Annotated in this window: 14 protein-coding genes; 12 read left to right on the forward strand and 2 right to left on the reverse strand. The window is 66.2% G+C overall.

Going from position 1 to position 17,124, the window contains the following annotated elements; genetic code table 11:
* Nucleotides 1-9: 9 nt before the first annotated feature.
* The 11 genes from mraY (at nt 10) to lpxC (ending at nt 12,815) form a co-directional block, all read left to right on the forward strand.
* Nucleotides 10-1,179, forward strand: a complete 1,170-nt coding sequence (mraY, locus tag WS70_RS02870) for a phospho-N-acetylmuramoyl-pentapeptide-transferase (RefSeq protein WP_059470668.1) — start codon at nt 10-12, stop codon at nt 1,177-1,179.
* Between the two features lie 25 nt (nt 1,180-1,204).
* Nucleotides 1,205-2,713: a UDP-N-acetylmuramoyl-L-alanine--D-glutamate ligase gene (murD, locus tag WS70_RS02875; protein ID WP_059598091.1), complete on the forward strand. Its 1,509-nt coding sequence runs from the start codon at nt 1,205-1,207 to the stop codon at nt 2,711-2,713.
* Nucleotides 2,710-3,993: a putative lipid II flippase FtsW gene (ftsW, locus tag WS70_RS02880; protein WP_059470669.1), complete on the forward strand. Its 1,284-nt coding sequence runs from the start codon at nt 2,710-2,712 to the stop codon at nt 3,991-3,993. Before murD ends, ftsW begins: the two co-directional genes overlap by 4 nt.
* A 121-nt stretch (nt 3,994-4,114) precedes the next feature.
* The gene (gene murG / locus WS70_RS02885) at nt 4,115-5,218 is read left to right on the forward strand and encodes an undecaprenyldiphospho-muramoylpentapeptide beta-N-acetylglucosaminyltransferase (protein ID WP_059470670.1); all 1,104 of its coding nucleotides are present in this window, start codon (nt 4,115-4,117) and stop codon (nt 5,216-5,218) included.
* Nucleotides 5,215-6,609 (forward strand): UDP-N-acetylmuramate--L-alanine ligase, encoded by a 1,395-nt coding sequence (gene murC, locus WS70_RS02890; RefSeq protein WP_059470671.1) that lies wholly within the window; start codon nt 5,215-5,217, stop codon nt 6,607-6,609. The genes murG and murC overlap by 4 nt, the downstream gene beginning before the upstream one ends.
* 1 nt (nt 6,610) lies before the next feature.
* Nucleotides 6,611-7,549 carry a D-alanine--D-alanine ligase gene (locus WS70_RS02895; protein ID WP_059598085.1) on the forward strand — a complete coding sequence of 313 codons (939 nt, stop codon included), beginning with the start codon at nt 6,611-6,613 and terminating at the stop codon, nt 7,547-7,549.
* A 20-nt stretch (nt 7,550-7,569) separates the two neighbouring features.
* Entirely contained in the window at nt 7,570-8,322 is a 753-nt protein-coding gene (locus WS70_RS02900) for a cell division protein FtsQ/DivIB (RefSeq protein ID WP_059470673.1), read from the forward strand.
* 26 nt (nt 8,323-8,348) lie between these two features.
* Nucleotides 8,349-9,581, forward strand: coding sequence for a cell division protein FtsA (gene ftsA, locus WS70_RS02905; protein WP_010106614.1), 1,233 nt, complete (start codon nt 8,349-8,351; stop codon nt 9,579-9,581).
* Between the two features lie 187 nt (nt 9,582-9,768).
* On the forward strand, nt 9,769-10,965 hold the full coding sequence (gene ftsZ, locus WS70_RS02915; RefSeq protein WP_059470674.1) for a cell division protein FtsZ: 1,197 nt from the start codon (nt 9,769-9,771) through the stop codon (nt 10,963-10,965).
* A 184-nt stretch (nt 10,966-11,149) separates the two neighbouring features.
* Nucleotides 11,150-11,656: a peroxiredoxin gene (locus WS70_RS02920; RefSeq protein WP_059470675.1), complete on the forward strand. Its 507-nt coding sequence runs from the start codon at nt 11,150-11,152 to the stop codon at nt 11,654-11,656.
* Between the two features lie 241 nt (nt 11,657-11,897).
* The gene (lpxC, locus tag WS70_RS02925; RefSeq protein ID WP_059598086.1) at nt 11,898-12,815 is read left to right on the forward strand and encodes a UDP-3-O-acyl-N-acetylglucosamine deacetylase; all 918 of its coding nucleotides are present in this window, start codon (nt 11,898-11,900) and stop codon (nt 12,813-12,815) included.
* A 265-nt stretch (nt 12,816-13,080) separates the two neighbouring features.
* Here the strand turns inward: lpxC and WS70_RS02930 are convergent, their stop codons facing one another.
* Nucleotides 13,081-13,557 (reverse strand): DciA family protein, encoded by a 477-nt coding sequence (locus tag WS70_RS02930; RefSeq protein WP_059598087.1) that lies wholly within the window; start codon nt 13,555-13,557, stop codon nt 13,081-13,083.
* Nucleotides 13,558-13,684: 127 nt separating this feature from the next.
* A complete protein-coding gene (locus tag WS70_RS32695) occupies nt 13,685-14,023 on the reverse strand; it encodes a hypothetical protein (protein ID WP_082722398.1) in 339 nt (112 codons plus the stop codon).
* Between the two features lie 286 nt (nt 14,024-14,309).
* On the opposite strand from WS70_RS32695, the gene secA reads away from it, so the two are divergent.
* Nucleotides 14,310-17,096 (forward strand): preprotein translocase subunit SecA, encoded by a 2,787-nt coding sequence (gene secA, locus WS70_RS02935; protein ID WP_059470679.1) that lies wholly within the window; start codon nt 14,310-14,312, stop codon nt 17,094-17,096.
* The last annotated feature ends 28 nt before the right edge of the window (nt 17,097-17,124 follow it).

A 17,124-nucleotide genomic window follows, 5' to 3' on the forward strand; every position in this document is an offset into this window, starting at 1 on the left:
GAAGTAAGCATGCTGCTGGCGCTGGCGCAATGGCTGCAAGGTGACGCAAGCTTTTTGCGCTTGTTCACGTATCTGACGTTCCGGGCGGTGATGGCTACCATCACGGCGCTCGTGATCGGTCTCGTCTGCGGTCCGTGGGTGATTCGCAAGCTCACGGAGATGAAGGTCGGTCAGGCGGTGCGCAAGGACGGCCCGCAGACGCACCTCGTGAAATCAGGCACGCCGACGATGGGCGGCGTGCTGATCCTGATCGGCATCGCGGTCGCGACGCTCCTTTGGGGCGATTTGACGAACCGCTTCATCTGGATCGTGATGCTCGTCACGTTCGGCTTCGGCGTGGTCGGCTGGGTCGACGATTATCGCAAGGTCGTCTACAAGGACCCGCGCGGCATGTCGTCGCGCGAGAAGTATTTCTGGCAATCGGTGATCGGCCTTTTTGCGGCCGTCTATCTCGCGTTCAGCGTGTCCGAGGCGAGCAACGTCCGCGTGTTCGATCTCTTCATGGCGTGGGTGCGAAGCGGCCTGTCGATGGGCTTGCCCGCGCGCGCCGACCTGATGCTGCCGTTCCTCAAGTCGATCAGCTATCCGCTCGGCGTGTGGGGCTTCATCGCGCTCACCTATCTCGTGATCGTCGGCGCGAGCAACGCGGTGAACCTGACCGACGGCCTGGACGGCCTCGTGATCATGCCGGTCGTGCTCGTCGGCGCGTCGCTCGGCGTGTTCGCCTATGTGATGGGCAGCGCCGTCTATTCGAAATACCTGCTGTTTCCGCACATTCCGGGCGCGGGCGAGCTGCTGATCTTCTGCTCGGCGATGGGCGGCGCGGGGCTTGCATTCCTCTGGTACAACACGCATCCGGCGCAGGTGTTCATGGGCGACGTCGGTGCGCTCGCGCTGGGCGGCGCGCTCGGCACGGTCGCCGTGATCGTGCGCCAGGAAATCGTGCTGTTCATCATGGGCGGCATTTTCGTCGCGGAGACGCTGTCCGTGATGCTGCAGGTCACGTGGTTCAAGTACACGAAGCGCCGTTACGGCGAAGGGCGACGCATCTTCAAGATGGCACCGCTGCATCACCATTTCGAGTTGTCGGGCTGGAAGGAAACGCAGGTGGTGGTGCGTTTCTGGATCATCACGTTGATGTTGTGCCTGTTCGGTTTGTCCACCCTCAAGCTGCGGTAAAGGGAAGGTAAGGATGTTTGGCGAGATGTTCGGAGATCGGCAGCGGCCGATGGTGCTCGTGCTGGGGCTCGGCGAATCGGGCCTCGCGATCGCGCGGTGGTGCGCGAGGCACGGTTGCCGGTTGCGCGTTGCCGATACGCGCGAGGCGCCGCCCAACCTTGCCGAGCTGACGGCGGCCGGGATCGACGCCGAATTCGTCGGCGATGCGTTTTCGCCTGCGCTGCTCGACGGCGGGATCGAACTCGTCGCGCTGAGCCCCGGCCTGTCGCCGCTCGCCGAAAACCTCGCGCCGCTTCTCGCCGCCGCCCGCGAGCAGGGCATTCCCGTGTGGGGCGAACTCGAGTTCTTCGCGCAGGCGTTGAATACGCTCGGTGCGAACGGCTACGCGCCGAAGGTGATCGCGATCACCGGCACGAACGGCAAGACCACGACGACGAGCCTCGCGGGCCTGTTGTGCGAGCGCGCGGGCAAGCAGGTGGCAATCGCGGGCAACATCAGCCCGGCGATGCTCGACAAGCTCGCCGAAGCGATCGACGCGGCGGCGCTGCCGGACGTGTGGGTGCTCGAGCTGTCGAGCTTTCAGCTCGAAACCGCGCACACGTTCGCGCCCGACGCCGCGACGATCCTCAACATCACGCAGGACCATCTCGACTGGCACGGCGGTTTCGCCGCGTATGCGGCCGCGAAGGGGCGGATCTTCGAGCCGCGCACGGTGCGCGTGCTCAACCGCGACGACGCGGAAGTGATGAAGTTCGTGCCGGCCGCAGCCGCCGATGCGCCGCGCGCGATTACGTTCGGCCTGAACGAGCCTGCCGCAGATGGCGACTTCGGCCTTTTGCGCGAGAACGGGATCGCGTGGCTCGTCGAGGCGGTCGATCGCGACGCGGCCGATGCACCGACGCCGTCGCGCCGCCGCAAGCAAGAAGCGGCGCACCCGCCCGACATCGCGCTGAAGCGTCTGATGCCCGCCGACGCGCTGCGCATCCGCGGGCTGCACAACGCGGCGAACGCGCTTGCCGCGTACGCGCTCGCGCGCGCGATCGACCTGCCGGCAGCGCCGCTCCTGCACGGCCTGCGCGAGTACCGCGGCGAGCCGCACCGCGTCGAAGTGATCGCGACGGTCGACGGCGTCGATTATGTCGACGACAGCAAGGGCACGAACGTCGGCGCGACAGTTGCAGCGCTCGATGGCCTCGCGCAGCGCGCGGTGCTGATCGCGGGCGGCGACGGCAAGGGCCAGGATTTCGAGCCGCTCGCGGCGCCCGTCGAGCGGTGGTGCCGGGCGGTGATGCTGATCGGCCGCGACGTGCCCGCGATTCGCGCGGCGCTCGCCGACACCGGCGTGCCGCTCGCCGACCACGCGACGCTCGAAGCCGCGGTGCGCGCGGCGAGCGCGCTCGCTCAGCCGGGCGACGCGGTGCTGCTGTCGCCTGCGTGCGCGAGCCTCGATATGTTCCGGAATTACGCGCATCGGGCCGACGTGTTCCGCAGCGCGGTCGAAGACATCGCCCTGGAAAAAGGAACGACGCTATGAACTGGTCCGACCGCCTTGTTTCCCGCTTCAACAACGCACGAGACGCGGGCGGCGGTGCGCCGCGCACGGTCGCGCGCGCGGCGTCCGGTGCCGCGGCGGGCGGTCTCGCGAGCGTCGTCAACGGCGCGCGCCCGACCCGCTCGCGGATGCTTGACTTCGACTATTCGCTGCTGTGGGTGTCGATTGCGCTGCTCGGGCTCGGCGTCGTGATGGTGTATTCGGCGTCGATCGCGATGCCCGATTCGCCGAAATACGCGTCGTATCACGATTACGCGTTCCTGCTGCGCCACGTCGTGTCGCTCGTCGTCGCGTTCGTCGCGGCGGTGATCGCGTTCCGCGTGCCGGTGTCGACGTGGGACAAGTACGCGCCGCATCTCTTCCTGATCGCGCTCGTCGGCCTCGTGATCGTGCTGATTCCGCATGTCGGCAAGGGCGTGAACGGCGCGCGCCGCTGGATTCCGCTCGGCATCACGAACATGCAGCCGTCGGAAATCATGAAGCTCGCGGTGACGATCTACGCGGCGAACTACACGGTCCGCAAGCAGGAATACATGCAGAGCTTCGCGAAGGGCTTCCTGCCGATGGCGTTCGCGGTCGGCCTCGTCGGCGCGCTGCTGCTGCTCGAGCCGGACATGGGCGCATTCATGGTGGTCGCTGCGATCGCGATGGGTGTGTTGTTCCTCGGCGGCGTGAACGGCAAGCTGTTCGGCGGTCTCGTCGCGACTGCGGTCGGCACGTTCACGATGCTCGTCTGGCTGTCGCCGTGGCGGCGCGAGCGGATCTTCGCGTATCTCGATCCGTGGGACGAGCGCTACGCGCAGGGCAAGGCGTATCAGCTCACGCATTCGCTGATCGCGTTCGGGCGGGGCGAATGGTTCGGCGTTGGCCTTGGCGGCAGTGTCGAGAAGCTCAACTATCTGCCGGAAGCGCATACCGACTTCATTCTCGCGGTGATCGGCGAGGAACTCGGCTTCGTCGGCGTGCTCGTCGTGATCCTGCTGTTCTATTGGATCGTGCGCCGCGCATTCGAGATCGGCCGCCAGGCGCTCGCGCTCGACCGCACGTTTGCGGGTCTGATGGCGAAGGGCGTCGGCATCTGGTTCGGCGCGCAGGCGTTCATCAACATGGGCGTGAACCTCGGCCTCCTGCCGACCAAGGGACTCACGCTGCCGCTCGTCAGCTACGGCGGCTCGGGCATTCTGCTCAACTGCGTCGCGCTTGCGGTGCTGCTGCGCGTCGATTACGAAAATCGCGTGCTGATGCGGGGAGGGAAGGTATGACCTCCCCGCGTCAGCACGCGATTTCGGCGAAGGCTGGCTTCGTGCGCGCAGCGCGCGAAGTCAAGCGCAGCGGCCGTAGCCAAAACGTTCGTTCATTCCAGCTGATGCGAGGAGGGAAGGTATGACGTCGACTCAGCGCACGCTGATGGTGATGGCTGGCGGCACCGGGGGCCACGTGTTCCCGGGGCTCGCGGTCGCGCATCGGATGGAGGCGCAGGGCTGGCGCGTCGTGTGGCTCGGCAATCCGGCCGGCATGGAGGCGACGCTCGTGCCGAAGCACGGGATCCCGATGGAGTACGTGCGCTTCGGCGGGTTGCGCGGCAAGGGGCTGAAGACGAAGTTCGCGCTTCCGTTCAACCTGCTGCGCGCGTGCACGCAGAGCCTGCACGCGCTGCGCCGCGTGCAGCCCGACGTCGTGCTCGGAATGGGCGGCTACATCACGTTCCCGGCCGGCCTGATGACCGTGCTGACCGGCCGACCGCTCGTGCTGCATGAACAGAACTCGATCGCGGGCCTGACGAACAAGGTGCTCGCGAAGCTCGCGAAGCGCGTGCTCGTCGCGTTCCCGGGCGCGCTGCCGAACGCCGAATGGACGGGCAATCCGATTCGCGCGGAACTTGCGCACGCGGAACCGCCCCAAGCACGCTACGCGGCGCGCAGCGGGAAGCTGAAGCTGCTCGTCGTCGGCGGCAGTCTCGGCGCCGCGGCGCTGAACGAAGTCGTGCCGCGGGCGCTCGCGCTCCTCGCGCCCGACGAGCGGCCGAAGGTCGTGCATCAGGCGGGCGCGAAGCACATCGATACGCTGAAGGAAAACTACGAAGCCGCGGGCCTCGCGTGCGGCAGCGACGTGGAGCTCGTGCCGTTCATCGACGACATGGCGGTCGCCTACGCGAACGCGGATCTCGTGATCTGCCGCGCGGGCGCGATGACGGTCGCGGAGATCGCGGCAGTCGGCGTCGCAGCGCTGTTCGTGCCGTTCCCGCACGCGGTCGACGATCATCAGACGACCAACGCCGAATTCCTTGCCGAGCAAGGCGCAGCGGTGCTGGTGCAACAACGCGATCTGTCGGCCGAATTGCTCGCCGATTGGTTGCGCGGTCAGTCGCGGGAATCGCTCGCGGCAATGGCCGAACGTTCGCGCTCGCTCGCGAAGCCGGACGCCACCGACGAAGTCGCGCACGTGTGCGCGGCGGTGGCAGGCGCGAACCTGGAAGGAAAGCAATGAAACACATCGTCAAACACATTCATTTCGTTGGGATCGGCGGCGCGGGCATGAGCGGCATCGCCGAAGTGCTCGTGAACCTGGGCTACCAGGTGAGCGGCTCCGATCTCGCGCGCAACGCGGTGACCGAACGCCTCGAGGCGCTCGGCGCGTGCGTGTCGATCGGCCACGATGCGGCGAACATCGAAGGCGCGAACGCGGTCGTCGTGTCGACTGCGGTGCGCTCGGACAACCCGGAAGTGCTCGCCGCGCGCCGTCTGCGCGTGCCGATCGTGCCGCGTGCGGTGATGCTTGCGGAGCTGATGCGCCTGAAGCAGGGGATCGCGATCGCCGGCACGCACGGCAAGACCACGACGACGAGCCTCGTCGCGAGCGTGCTCGCGGCGGGCGGGCTCGATCCGACGTTCGTGATCGGCGGGCGCCTCACGAGCGCCGGCGCGAACGCACGGCTCGGCACGGGCGATTTCATCGTCGCCGAGGCGGACGAATCGGACGCGTCGTTCCTGAATCTGTATCCGGTGATCGAAGTCATCACGAACATCGACGCCGATCATATGGATACCTACGGCCACGACTTCGCGCGGCTCAAGCAGGCGTTCATCGAATTCACGCAGCGGCTGCCGTTTTACGGCAGCGCGGTCGTGTGCATCGACGATCCGAACGTGCGGCAGATCGTGCCGCTGATCTCGAAGCCCGTCGTGCGCTACGGCTTCGCGTCGGACGCGCAGGTGCGCGCGGAGAATGTCGAGGCGCGCGACGGCCGGATGCATTTCACGGTGCTGCGCGAAGGGCGCGCGCCGCTGCCCGTCGTGCTGAACCTGCCCGGGCTGCACAACGTGCAGAACGCGCTCGCCGCGATCGCGATCGCGACCGATCTCGACATGGCCGACGCGGCGATCCAGCAGGCGCTCGCCGAGTTCAACGGCGTCGGCCGGCGCTTCCAGCGCTATGGCGAGATTCCGGTCGCAGGCGGCGCGTACACGCTGATCGACGACTACGGCCACCATCCGGTCGAGATGGCGGCGACGATCGCGGCCGCGCGCGGCGCGTTCCCGGGCCGCCGGCTCGTGCTCGCGTTCCAGCCGCATCGCTATACGCGCACGCGCGACTGCTTCGACGATTTCATCAACGTGCTGTCGACCGCCGACGCGCTCGTGCTGACCGAGGTGTACGCGGCGGGCGAGGCGCCGATTACGACGGCGAACGGCGATGCGCTGTCGCGCGCGCTGCGCGCGGCGGGCAAGGTCGAGCCGGTGTTCGTCGCAACGGTCGACGAGGTGCCGGACGCGCTCGCGAAGATCGCGCGCGCCGGCGACGTGGTGATCACGATGGGCGCGGGCTCGATCGGCGGAGTGCCGGGCAAGCTCGCGCAAGACACGCAACAGAAGGGATGACATGAGCGGGATCGATCCGAAACGTTTCGGCAAGGTGGCGGTGCTGCTGGGCGGGGAATCCGCCGAGCGCGACGTGTCGCTGAACTCCGGCTGGCTGGTGCTGCAGGGCTTGCGCGACGCGGGCATCGACGCGCATCCGTTCGACCCGGCCGAGCGGCCGCTGTCGGCGCTCAAGGACGAAGGATTCGCGCGCGCGTTCAATGCGTTGCACGGCGGCTACGGCGAGAACGGCCAGATTCAGGGCGCGCTCGATTTCTACGGCATCCGCTACACGGGCAGCGGCGTGCTCGGCTCGGCGCTCGGGCTCGACAAGTTCCGCACGAAGCTCGTCTGGCAGCAGACGGGCATCCCGACGCCGCCGTTCGAGACGGTGATGCGCGGCGACGATTACGCGGCGCGCGCGAAGGACATCGTCGCGAAGCTCGGCGTGCCGCTCTTCGTGAAGCCGGCGAGCGAGGGCTCGAGCGTCGCGGTGCTGAAGGTGAAAAGCGCCGATGCGTTGCCCGCCGCACTGGAAGAAGCGGCGAAGCACGACAAGATCGTGATCGTCGAGAAGAGCATCGAAGGCGGCGGCGAGTACACCGCGTGCATCGCTGCGGATCTCGAACTGCCGCTCATCAAGATCGTGCCCGCCGGCGAGTTTTACGACTATCACGCGAAGTACATCGCAGACGACACGCAGTACCTGATTCCGTGCGGCCTCGACGCCGCGAAGGAAGCCGAGCTGAAGCGCATCGCGCGCCGCGCGTTCGACGTGCTCGGCTGCACGGACTGGGGCCGCGCGGACTTCATGCTCGACGCCGCCGGCAACGCGTATTTCCTCGAAGTGAACACCGCGCCGGGGATGACCGACCATTCGCTGCCGCCGAAGGCAGCGCGCGCGGTCGGCATCAGCTATTCGGAGCTGGTGGTGAAAGTGCTGTCGCTCACGCTCGACTGATGCAGGACCGGATTTGAACCATGTGGAATAACGTTCGCCAACTCAACTTTGCCGCCAGCGCGTTGTACGCGCTGCTGCTGCTCGTGTTGGCGGCGGCCGGCTGCTATTGGCTGATCCAGCGCCCGGCATTCGCGCTGCGCGAGATCCGGATCGACGGCGACACCGAGCACATCAACGCACCGACCGTGCGCGCAGGCGTCGTCGGGCGGCTGAAGGGCAACTTCTTCACCGTCGATCTCGACCTCGCGCGGAGCGCGTTCGAGCAGATGCCGTGGGTGCGCCACGCGAGCGTGCGCCGGGTGTGGCCGAACGCGCTCGCCGTCACGCTCGAGGAATACAAGCCGCTCGGGACGTGGGGCAACGACCAGCTCGTGAGCGTCGACGGCGAGCTCTTCACAGCGAACCAGGGCGAGCTCGACGAAGAACTGCCCGTGTTCGACGGGCCCGAGGGCAGCGCGAAGGAAGTCGTCGCGCGCTATCGCGACTTCGCGAAATGGTTTGCGCCGATTCACGCGACGCCGGAGGAAGTGACGCTGTCGCCGCGCTACGCGTGGACGGTGAAGCTGTCGAACGGCATGCAGGTCGAACTCGGCCGGGAGCGCAACAGCGATTCGCTGCCCGATCGGATCCAGCGCCTCGTCGCCGCGTGGCCGTCCGTCACGCAGCGCTGGGGCAGCGACATCGAGTACGCGGATCTGCGTTATCCGAACGGATTCGCGATCCGCGCGGCGGGCATGCGGTTCCTGAGCGACACCGACAAGGGCAAGAAGTAACACGACATCACACGCAAGAGCACTCTATGAGCAAAGACTACAAGGATCTGCTGGTTGCCCTCGACATCGGCACGTCGAAGGTGGTGGCCGTCGTCGCCGAGCTGAAGGGCGAGGGCCACTATGAGGTCATCGGCCTCGGCCAGAGCGAGTCGAAGGGGCTGAAGAAAGGCGTGGTGGTGAACATCGAGGCCACCGTGCAATCGATTCAGCGCGCGCTCGAGGAAGCCGAGCTGATGGCCGATTGCAAGATCACCAACGTCTTCACTGGCATCGCCGGCAGCCACATCCGCAGCTTCAACTCGAGCGGGATGGTCGCGATCAAGGAGAAGGAGGTCACGCAAACCGACGTCGCGCGCGTGATCGAAACCGCGAAGGCGATCAACATTCCGACCGACCAGCAGGTGCTGCACATCCTCACGCAGGAATTCATCATCGACGGCCAGGAGGACGTGCGCGAGCCGATCGGCATGAGCGGCATCCGCCTCGAGGTGAAGGTGCACATCGTGACGGGCGCGGTGAGCGCCGCGCAGAACATCGTCAAGTGCGTGCGCCGCTGCGGGCTCGAAGTGAACGACCTGATCCTGCAGCCGCTCGCATCGTCGCTCGCGGTGCTGACGGAAGACGAGAAGGATCTCGGCGTCGTACTCGTCGACATCGGCGGCGGCACGACCGACATCGCGATCTTCGCGGAAGGCGCGATCCGCCATACGGCGGTGATTCCGATCGCGGGCGACCAGATCACGAGCGACATCGCGATGGCGCTGCGCACGCCGACGCCCGATGCGGAAGACATCAAGGTCGGCTACGGGATCGCGAAGCAGGCGCTCGCTGATCCGGACGAGATGGTCGAAGTGCCGGGCCTCGGCGAACGCGGTCCGCGCACGCTGTCGCGGCAGGCGCTCGCGGCCGTCATCGAGCCGCGCGTCGAGGAGCTGTTCTCGCTCGTGCAGCAGGTCGTGCGCGAGTCCGGTTACGAAGAGTTACTCAGTTCCGGTGTTGTGCTGACAGGCGGTGCTGCGATGATGCCCGGCATGGTCGAGCTAGGCGAAGACATATTCCTGAAGCCGGTGCGCATCGGCGCGCCGGAATACGCGGGCGGCCTCGCGGACGTCGTGCGCAATCCGCGCTATTCGACGGCGATGGGCCTGCTCGTCGAAGGCAGTGCTCAGCGGATGCGCGGCCGCAAGGTCGCCGTGCAATCCGGTTCCGCGGGACAGATCTTCTCGCGGATGAAGGAGTGGTTCCTGAGCAATTTTTAAGCGCCCCCAGACCTGGCGCTGTGCGTCAGGTCATCCGAAGGGGCAAGAAAACCTGGGGCGGCCCAGCGTTTTCTTGGAACGATTTCGAAATTCGCGCCGGTGCCGGCGGCCGGCGCGCGACGGAAGGTTGCCCGATCTTCCGCCGAATAACGGCCGAGTAGCGGTTCTTTTCTTGACGGAGGCAACAATGGAATTCGAAATGCTGGAAACCGAGACCAACGGCACGATCATCAAGGTGATCGGCGTTGGCGGCGCAGGTGGCAACGCGGTGCAGCACATGATCAACAAAGGCGTGCAGGGCGTCGATTTCATCGTGATGAACACCGACGCACAGGCGTTGTCGCGCGCGCGTGCGCCGTCCGTGATCCAGCTTGGCAACACCGGCCTCGGCGCCGGCGCGAAGCCGGAAATGGGCCGTGCGGCGGCCGAAGAAGCGCGCGAGCGCATCGCCGACGCGCTGCGCGGCGCGCACATGGTGTTCATCACGGCCGGCATGGGCGGTGGCACCGGCACGGGCGCGGCTCCGGTCGTCGCGCAGATCGCGAAGGAAATGGGCATTCTGACCGTCGGCGTCGTCAGCAAGCCGTTCGAGTTCGAAGGCGGCAAGCGCATGCGCGTTGCGGAAGCAGGTTCGCAGCAACTGGAGGATCACGTCGACTCGCTGATCGTCGTCCTGAACGACAAGCTGTTCGAGGTGATGGGCGACGACGCCGAGATGGACAAGTGCTTCCAGTGTGCTGACGACGTGCTCAACAACGCGGTCGCGGGCATTGCCGAGATCATCAACGTCGACGGTCTCGTGAACGTCGACTTCGAAGACGTGAAGACGGTGATGGGCGAGCAGGGCAAGGCGATGATGGGCACGGCGACGGTTGCCGGCGTCGATCGTGCGCGTCTTGCGGCCGAGCAGGCGGTCGCGAGCCCGCTGCTCGAAGGCGTCGATCTGTCGGGCGCGCGCGGCGTGCTTGTCAACATCACGTCGAGCCGTTCGCTGCGTCTGTCGGAAACGCGCGAAGTGATGAACACGATCAAGAGCTACGCGGCCGACGACGCGACCGTGATCTTCGGTGCTGTGTACGATGACGCGATGGGCGATGCGCTGCGCGTGACGGTCGTCGCGACGGGCTTGGGCCGCGCGGCGAAGAAGCAGCAGTCCGCGCCGATGACGCTCCTGCGCACCGGCACGGACAACCAGCCGGTCGGCGCGGTGTCGCACGGCTACGCGTCTTCGCATCACGTGAACACGGGCGATTACGGCGCGTTCGACACGCCGGCCGTGTGGCGCAATTCGCGCGAGACGGCTGCATCGCACGTGCAGGCGCTGCAGGAGAAGGGTGTCGACACGTACGACATCCCGGCATTCCTGCGCAAGCAGGCCGACTGACGCGCGAGGCTTCGCGCCGCGCAATGCAGCGCGCGGCACGAGCCGACGTAACGGATGAAACGGCTGACGACAGGCCGCGTCGCTCGCGACGCCGGGCCGGGCAAGTTGCCCTCTTCGCTCGCGCGAGGCTGGGTCGGGCCGTATTGTCGGTTGCGAACGACCGTATCGCTTTGAAGGACCAGGCATGATTCAAGTGGGCGACACGCTGCCCGACGCGGAGCTCTTCGAGTATCTCGACGATGCGCGCGCGGGCTGCACGCTGGGGCCGAACGCCTTCAGCGTGCGCGAGCAGACGGCGGGTAGGCGCGTGGTGATCTTCGGATTGCCGGGCGCGTTCACGCCGACCTGCTCGGCGCAGCATGTGCCGGGTTACGTCGTGCATGCCGAGCAATTGCGCTCGGCGGGTATCGACGAGATCTGGTGCGTTGCCGTCAACGACGCATTCGTGATGGGCGCTTGGGGACGCGATCTGCACACCGCGGGCAAGGTGCGCATGATGGCGGACGGCAGCGCGGCTTTCACTCATGCGCTGGGACTGACGCAGGACCTGTCGGCGCGTGGCATGGGGGTGCGCTCCCGACGCTACGCGATGGTGATCGACGATGGCGTGGTCAAGACGCTATTCGTCGAAGCGCCGGGCAAGTTCGAAGTCAGCGATGCGGCAAGCGTGCTGGCGAGTTTGACGCGCTGACAGACGCGCGCGGCGTTGCCTTCCAGCAACGCCGCAGCGCGCCCGATGCACAGTTGTAACACGGGCTGACGACCGGGAACGCCTCCGTTCCGGGCGTCGGCCCGTCTCGCATTGCCGCCGGGTAATGTGTCGAAACAGTTTGAAACGCCGATCATCACGACGCGAAATAGGGATTTACGCTATAATCTCTTCTATCGAATAAAACTCCTGATTGATATCCTCAATCAAGAAAACTTTGACCATGTTGAAGCAGCGCACCATCAAATCGGTCGTCAAGACCGTCGGCATCGGCCTGCATTCCGGCCGCAAGGTCGAACTGACGCTTCGACCCGCAGCGCCCGGCACGGGCATCGTGTTCTCGCGCGTCGATCTGCCGACGCCCGTCGACATCCCGGCTTCGGCGCTGTCGATCGGCGACACGCGGCTTGCGTCCGTGCTGCAGAAGGACGGCGCGCGCGTGTCGACGGTCGAGCACCTGATGTCGGCGTGCGCGGGCCTCGGCATCGACAACCTCTACGTCGACGTGACGGCTGAGGAAATCCCGATCATGGACGGCAGCGCAGCTTCGTTCGTGTTCCTGATCCAGTCGGCCGGCATCGAAGAGCAGAACGCGGCGAAGAAGTTCATCAAGGTGACGAAGCCCGTCGAGATCCGCGACGGCGACAAGTTCGCCCGCCTCGATCCGTACTTCGGCTTCAAGCTCAAGTTCACGATCGATTTCCGCCACCCGGCCGTCGACAAGACGGGCCAGGAGCTCGAGGTCGATTTCGCGAATACGTCGTACGTGCGCGAGATCGCGCGTGCGCGCACTTTCGGCTTCGCGCACGAGGTCGAGATGATGCGCGAGCTCGGGCTCGCGCGCGGCGGCAGCATGGACAACGCGATCGTGCTCGACGAGTACCGCATCCTGAACAACGACGGGCTGCGTTACGACGACGAGTTCGTGAAGCACAAGATGCTCGACGCGATCGGTGACCTGTACGTGGTCGGTCATCCGCTCCTCGCGTCGTACACGGCATACAAGTCGGGCCACGGGCTGAACAACGCGCTCCTGCGCGAACTGCTCGCGCACGAGGACGCGTACGAAATCGTCACGTTCGACGATCCGAAGGCGGCGCCGACGGGCTTCGGCTTCGACGCGCAGACGGCGTTCGCGTGATGCGCTTACGCGCGTCCATGGCGCGAAGATGATAAGAAAGGCGGCCTTCGGGCCGCTTTTTTTTATCGCCTCGAGCATTTTGCGGGGTGGCGACGGCGTCGTCGCGCGCTGCGGTCCCGTTTGCGGTCTCACGGCGGCGGCTGGATTCGTCGCCGCGCGCTGTGCGTCAATGAGCCGCGCCTTCGGTGTCGTGCGCGGCGCGCCGTCCGGCGATCGGGTTCGTGTTTCCAGTTCCGCGTGCGGACGCGTTGCGGCGAGGGACTGATTAGCGAGGTGCTTTCGTGTGACGCGCAGCCATCCGCGCGAGTGCGCTTTGCAGCGGCGACGGCTCGAGCGTGTCTGCGAGCTGACGCAGTGCGTCGGTGCCGGCTGCCGACATCCGCGCTTGCTTGACGCGCGGCGGTTCGGGGGCGGGCTGCGGGCGCACGCGCACCTTCAGTGCAGCCACGGCCCAGCCGCGCACCTGCAGCTCGGACAGGAGCCGCGGTTCGACCTGCCGCAGCCGTGCGGCGAGCGCGTTGTGCGCGGCGAACAGCGTGAGCGTGCCGTCCTTGATGAAGCCCGGCTCGACGTGATTCGCCAGATAATCGGGGAGCAATGCGGTGAGATCCCGCTGCAGCGCCGCGACTTGCTCGACGCCTGCGTGCAGCGCGGCAAACGCGTCGGTGCGCTTGAGGACGTCGGCGGCGGCTTGCGGCCGCGACCAGTCGTTGGGACGAAATTGCTTCGGCGGTCGGTTCATGACGGAAGTCGGAGCGCCGCGTGGTTTGGCGCGTGACGGGCGACCGGGTGGTGGAGCGATGCGCCGATTGTACCGCGATGTCATTTGGCGGCCGCGGGTATCGACTGTCGGGTGTTGAGTCCCGAGTTCACCGCCAATACTGGCTTCCGGAGCTGGAACTAGAATCAACACCGCTCATGCCCGTGGGCGAACCGTGGCCCAAGCCCAAGCCCAAGCCCAAGCCCAAGCCAAAGCCAAAGCCAAAGCCAAAGCCAAAGCCAAAGCCAAAGCCAAAGCCCAAGCCAAAGCCAAAGCCCAAGCCCAAGCCCAAGCCAAAGCCAAAGCCAAAGCCAAAGCCTAAGCCAAAGCCTAAGCCAAAGCCTAAGCCAAAGCCTAAGCCAAAGCCAAAGCCAAAGCCAAAGCCGACTGCGGATGCCGATCTCGAACCACCGTTCGCCGTGTTCCCTGCCCGCCCGTCCATGGTCATTCACGTTCCCGTCCATCGCGTTGGCGCGGCCGCCACCACGGCGCTTCACGCGCTTCCCGGTGCCGGGCGGGAGCGCTGCGCCGGTCCCGCCCGCCGGTCATTTTTTGCCCGCCCATGCGGCCGAACCGCGCCCCGCGGCGACGGCTGCCGCCGACGCCGGCGCGCCCTGGCGCGCGTGCTAAAATTCGACGTTTGAATTCACTTCTACGCTAAGCCGCCGAGGCTCGGCGCGCCGGGGAGGGCGTACACCGCTCCGGGGCCGTTGCACCGACGCACACCCGATCCGATGACAACCGGTTTTCTTCAGAAAATTTTTGGCAGCCGCAATCAGCGGCTCGTCAAGCAATACCAAAAGACCGTCGTGGCGATCAATGCGCTCGAAACGCAGATCGAGACGCTGACGGACGACCAGTTGCGCGGCAAGACAGGGGAGTTTCGTCAGCGCATCGCGGCCGGCGAAGCACTCGACAAGCTGCTGCCCGAAGCGTTCGCCGTGTGCCGCGAAGCGAGCCGCCGCGTGCTGAAGATGCGCCACTTCGACGTGCAGCTGATCGGCGGGATGGTGCTGCATTACGGCAAGATCGCCGAAATGCGCACGGGCGAAGGCAAGACGCTCGTCGCGACGCTCGCCGCGTACCTGAATGCGCTCGCGGGCCGCGGCGTGCACGTCGTGACGGTCAACGACTACCTCGCGCAGCGCGACGCCGAGTGGATGGGGCGGCTCTACAACTTCCTCGGGCTGTCGGTCGGCATCAACCTGTCGGGGATGGAGCACGACCAGAAGCAGGAGGCGTACGCAGCCGACATCACGTACGGCACGAACAACGAATTCGGCTTCGACTACCTGCGCGACAACATGGTCTACGAGACCGATGCGCGCGTGCAGCGGCCGCTCAACTTCGCGGTCGTCGACGAAGTCGACTCGATCCTCATCGACGAAGCGCGCACGCCGCTCATCATCTCGGGCCAGGCGGAAGACCACACCGAGCTGTACGTGCGGATGAATGCGCTGCCGCCGCTCCTCGAACGTCAGATCGGCGAAGAGAAAGCGGACGGCACGGGCGTCGAGAAGCCGGGCGACTACACGCTCGACGAGAAGGGCCGCCAGGTGTTCCTGACCGAGTCGGGCCACGAGAAGGCCGAACGGATGCTCGCCGAATGGGGCCTCATCGGCGACGGCGAGAGCCTCTACGCGCCGCAGAACATCACGCTGATGCACCACGTGTATGCGGCGCTGCGCGCGCACACGCTGTTCCATCGCGATCAGCACTACGTCGTGCAGAACGACGAAGTGATCATCGTCGACGAATTCACGGGCCGCCTGATGCCGGGCCGCCGCTGGTCCGACGGTCTCCATCAGGCGGTCGAGGCGAAGGAGCACGTGAAGATCCAGAGCGAGAACCAGACGCTCGCGTCGATCACGTTCCAGAACTACTTCCGGATGTACGCGAAGCTCTCGGGCATGACCGGGACGGCGGACACCGAAGCGTACGAATTCAACGAGATCTACGGCCTCGAGACGGTCGTGATCCCGACCAACCGGCCGCCTAAGCGGCTCGACAAGCAGGACCAGATCTACAAGACCGCGAAGGAACGCTACGACGCGGTGATCCGCGACATCCGCGAATGCTACGAGCGCGGCCAGCCGGTGCTCGTCGGCACGACGTCGATCGAGAACTCGGAGCTGCTGTCGCACCTGCTCAAGCAGGCGGGCCTGCCGCATGAAGTGCTGAACGCGAAGCAGCATGCGCGCGAAGCGGCGATCGTTGCCGAAGCGGGCCGGCCGAAGCGCATCACGATCGCGACGAACATGGCGGGCCGCGGCACCGACATCGTGCTCGGCGGCAACGCCGAGAAGCAGGCCGCGTTCATCGAGGCCGACGAATCGATTCCGGCCGACGACAAGGCGCGCCGGATCCAGAAACTGCATGACGAGTGGGAAACGTTGCACGAACAGGTGAAGGCCGCAGGCGGCCTGCACATCATCGGCACCGAGCGTCACGAATCGCGCCGGATCGACAATCAGCTGCGCGGCCGCGCGGGCCGTCAGGGCGATCCGGGCTCGTCGCGCTTCTATCTGTCGCTCGAGGATCCGCTCCTGCGCATCTTCGCGGGCGACCGCGTGCGCGCGATCATGGAGCGCCTGAAGATGCCGGAGGGCGAGGCGATCGAGGCGGGCATCGTCACGCGTTCGATCGAGTCGGCGCAGCGCAAGGTCGAGGCGCGCAACTTCGACATCCGCAAGCAGTTGCTCGAATACGACGACGTCGCGAACGATCAGCGCAAGGTGATCTATCAGCAACGCAACGAGCTGCTCGAGGCGCACGACATCGCCGAGACGATCGGCGCGATGCGGCACGGCGTGATGTCGGAAGTGGTTCGCCAGTTCGTGCCGGCGGGCAGCATCGAAGAGCAGTGGGATCTTCCGGAGCTCGAAGAGGCGCTGCGCAACGACTGGCAGCTCGATCTCGCGATCCAGGAAATGGTGAACGAGTCGTCGTCGATCAATGCGGACGAGATTCTCGACGCCGTCACGACGGCGGCCGACGAGCACTACGAAGCGAAGGTCGCGCTGGTCGGCCGCGAGTCGTTCAGCGCGTTCGAGCGCTCGATCATGCTGCAGACGCTCGACCGCCTGTGGCGCGAGCATCTCGCGGCGCTCGATCATCTGCGCCAGGGCATCCACCTGCGCGGCTACGCGCAGAAGAACCCGAAGCAGGAATACAAGCGCGAGGCGTTCGAACTATTCGCGGCGATGCTCGACGCGGTGAAGCAGGAAGTCACGCGGATCGTGATGAACGTGCAGATCCAGTCGCCCGAGCAGCTGGAGGAAGCGGCCGAGCAGATAGAGGAGCAGGGTGGTCATCTCGAGAACGTCGAATTCCAGCACGCCGATTTCGCGGCAGCGGCGGGCGCGGGCGGCGTGGCGGTCGCGGATGCGGCGGCCGAGATGGTCGGCCACGCGATGAGCCACAGCGGCCCGGCGGGCGAAGTGCCGCGGGTCGGCCGCAACGATCCGTGCCCGTGCGGCAGCGGCAAGAAGTACAAGCACTGTCACGGCAAGCTGAACTGACGTGATCGAAGGCGGCGCGCGATGAGCG

Source organism: Burkholderia mayonis (assembly GCF_001523745.2).
GTDB classification, from domain to species: domain Bacteria; phylum Pseudomonadota; class Gammaproteobacteria; order Burkholderiales; family Burkholderiaceae; genus Burkholderia; species Burkholderia mayonis.